We start from the raw sequence: 3146 nt of genomic DNA on the forward strand, positions 1-3146 counted from the left end.
GATGTAGGCGCCCATCTGCAGGTTCTCGGTGATGGTCATGCGGGTGAAGGTGCCGCGCCCTTCGGGCACCATCACCAGGCCTTGCTTGACCAGGTCCCAGGCGCCCTGGCCCTTGATGGACTGGCCTTTGTAGTGAATGTCGCCGTCGGCTACCGGCTGGATGCCGGTGACGGCCTTGAGCGTGGTGGTCTTGCCCGCGCCGTTGGCGCCGATCAGGCTGACGAGTTCGCCCTTCTTGACTTCGAAGTCCACGCCCTTGACGGCCTGGATGCCGCCATAGGCCACCTTCAGCTTCGTGACCTTGAGCAGGGTTTGTGTGTCTGACATCTTGTGGGTTCCTGTTCAGTGGGCCGCGTGGCCCGCGCCCAGATAGGCTTCGATCACCTTCTCGTTGCGCTGCACGTCATAGGGCGTGCCTTCGGCGATCTGCTTGCCGTAGTCCAGCACCGTGACGCGGTCGCACAAGCCCATCACCAGCTTGACGTCGTGTTCGATCAAGAGGATGGTGCGGCCGTCCTTGCGGATGCGGTCGATCAGCTCTCTGAGCACGACCTTCTCGGTGGCGTTCATGCCCGCGGCCGGCTCGTCCAGCGCGATCAGCTTGGGGTCGGTGGCCAGGGCGCGCGCGATCTCCAGGCGGCGCTGGTCGCCGTAGCTCAGCGTGCGCGCCTTGAACTCGGCGTACTTGCCGATGCCCACATAGTCCAGCAGCTCCTGCGCGCGCTGCGCGATGGCGGCTTCCTCGGCCTTGAAGCCGGGGGTGCGGAAGATCGCGCCCATCAGGCCCGAGCCGGTGCGGATGTGACGGCCCACCATCACGTTCTCCAGCGCCGTCATGTCGGCGAACAGCCGGATGTTCTGGAAGGTGCGCGCGATGCCGGCCTTGGCCACCTGGTGCACGGCCTGCGGCGTGTAGGGCTCGCCGCCGAGCATGAAGGTCCCGCCGTCCGGGGTGTAGAGCCCGGTGATGACGTTGAAGAAGGTGGTCTTGCCCGCGCCGTTGGGGCCGATCAGGCCGTAGACCTGGCCCTTCTTGATCTCGATGCCCACTTCGGAGAGGGCTTGCAGCCCGCCGAAGCGCTTGGAGACGCCTTTGACGCTCAGTACGGTGTCAGTCATGGGAGTCTGTCCTTGCTCTTACTTCTTGTCGGTCGGCGCGGGCGCGGCCTTGCCGTGCTCGGGCGAGGGCCACAGCCCGCGCGGGCGCAGCAGCATCACGCTGATCATGGCCAGCGCCACCAGCAGCTGGCGCAGGATGGAGGCGTCCAGCCGTCCGCCGGTCATCTCCTGCAGCGGGCCGGCCACATAGCGCAGCACCTCGGGCAGCATGGCCAGCAGCAAGGCCCCCAGGATCACGCCGGGGATGTGGCCGATGCCGCCCAGCACCACCATCGCCACGATCATCACCGACTCCTGCAGGCTGAAGGACTCGGGGCTCACAAAGCCCTGGAAGGCGCCGAACATCGAGCCGGCCACGCCGCCGAAGGTCGCGCCCATGCCGAAGGCCAGCAGCTTGAGGTTGCGGGTGTTGATGCCCATGGCCTTGGCCGCGATCTCGTCTTCGCGGATGGCCATCCAGGCCCGCCCGATGCGCGAGTTCTCCAGCCGGTAGCAGATCACCACCGAGGCCACCACCAGGGCCAGGAACAGGTAGTAGTACAGCGTCACCGAGGGCAGCACGAAGCCGAAGATCTCGGTGGGCTTGCCCAGGTCCAGCCCGAAGAAGCGGATCGAGTCGATCTGGCCGATGCCGCGCGGGCCGTTGGTGATGTTGGCCGGGTGCTCCAGGTTGTTCAGGAACACGCGGATGATCTCGCCAAAGCCCAGCGTCACGATGGCCAGGTAGTCGCCGCGCAGCTTCAAGGTCGGCGCCCCCAGCATCACGCCGAAGAAGCCGGCCAGCCCCGCGCCCAGCGGGATCACGATCCACAGCGGCGAGTGCAGCCCGTCGGGGAACATGGCCCGGAAGGCTTCGAAGTTCTCGCTCAGGTGCGGGCTGGCCAAGAGCGCGAACATGTAGGCGCCCACCGCGTAGAAGGCCACATAGCCCAGGTCCAGCAGGCCGGCATAGCCCACCACGATGTTCAGGCCCAGCGCCAGCAGCACGTACAGCAGCGCCAGGTCGAGGATGCGCACCGGCCCGTTGCCGAACTGCTGGGCCACCAGCGGCAGCACCAGCAGGCCCAAGGCCGCCGCCAGGAAGACGATGAGTTTGTTCTTTTGCATGAAGTCTCTCCTTAGGCCCGATCGGCCACGCGCTCACCCAGCAGGCCCGAGGGGCGCAGGGTCAGCACCAGGATCAGCGCCACGAAGGCGAAGATGTCGGCGTAGTGGCTGCCCAGCACGCCGCCGGTCAGCTCACCCAGATAGCCCGCCCCGATGGCCTCAATCAGCCCCAGCAGCACGCCGCCCACCATGGCGCCGGCCAGGTTGCCGATGCCGCCCAGCACCGCCGCCGTGAAGGCCTTCAGCCCGGGCATGAAGCCCATGGTGTGCTGCACCGTGCCGTAGTTGGCCGCCCACATCAGGCCGGCCACCGCGGCCAGCGCCGCACCGATCACGAAGGTGGCCGAGATGATGAAGTCCGGCTTCACCCCCATCAGCCCCGCCACACGCGGATTCTCGGCGGTGGCCCGCATCGCGCGGCCCAGCTTGGTGTGATTGACCAGCCACAGCAGCGCCGCCAGTATCATCACCGTGCTGCCCAGGATCAGGCACTGCGTCACCGTGATCACCGGCCCGCCCAGATCAAACGGCGTGGTCGGCAGCAGCAGCGGGAAGGGCTTGGGGTTGGGCTTCCAGATGATCATCGCCAGCGTCTGCAGCAGCAGGCTCACCCCCATCGCGGTGATCAGCGGCGCCAGCCGCGGCGCATTGCGCAGCGGCCGGTACGCGATCTTCTCGATCACGAAGTTCAGCGTCGTGCACACCACCACCGCGCAGATCAGCGCCACCACCATCAGCGCCCAGCCCGGCAGCCCGCTGTCGACCAAAAAGGTCACCACCGTCCAGCTCACCAGCGCCCCCACCATCAACACCTCGCCGTGCGCGAAATTGATCAGGTTGATGATCCCGTACACCATCGTGTAGCCCAAGGCCACCAGCGCATACATGCTTCCGAGCACCAGCCCGTTGATGATTTGCTG

General features: G+C 66.7%; 4 protein-coding genes. All 4 read right to left on the reverse strand.

Translation table 11 applies throughout. The features are described from left to right. A partial coding sequence (locus ABGI63_RS25690; protein ID WP_349745359.1) for an ATP-binding cassette domain-containing protein occupies window positions 1–327 on the reverse strand: 327 nt, incomplete at its 3' end. Between the two features lie 15 nt (window positions 328–342). Further along, on the reverse strand, window positions 343–1119 hold the full coding sequence (locus ABGI63_RS25695; RefSeq protein ID WP_269840685.1) for an ABC transporter ATP-binding protein: 777 nt from the start codon (window positions 1117–1119) through the stop codon (window positions 343–345). An 18-nt stretch (window positions 1120–1137) separates the two neighbouring features. Continuing rightward, on the reverse strand, window positions 1138–2226 hold the full coding sequence (locus ABGI63_RS25700) for a branched-chain amino acid ABC transporter permease (protein ID WP_349745360.1): 1089 nt from the start codon (window positions 2224–2226) through the stop codon (window positions 1138–1140). A gap of 11 nt (window positions 2227–2237) precedes the next feature. Then, on the reverse strand, window positions 2238–3146 hold a 909-nt coding region (locus tag ABGI63_RS25705; RefSeq protein ID WP_349745361.1), incomplete at its 5' end, for a branched-chain amino acid ABC transporter permease.

It is taken from the genome of Roseateles cavernae (assembly GCF_040187885.1).
Classification (GTDB): Bacteria; Pseudomonadota; Gammaproteobacteria; order Burkholderiales; family Burkholderiaceae_C; genus Roseateles_E; species Roseateles_E cavernae.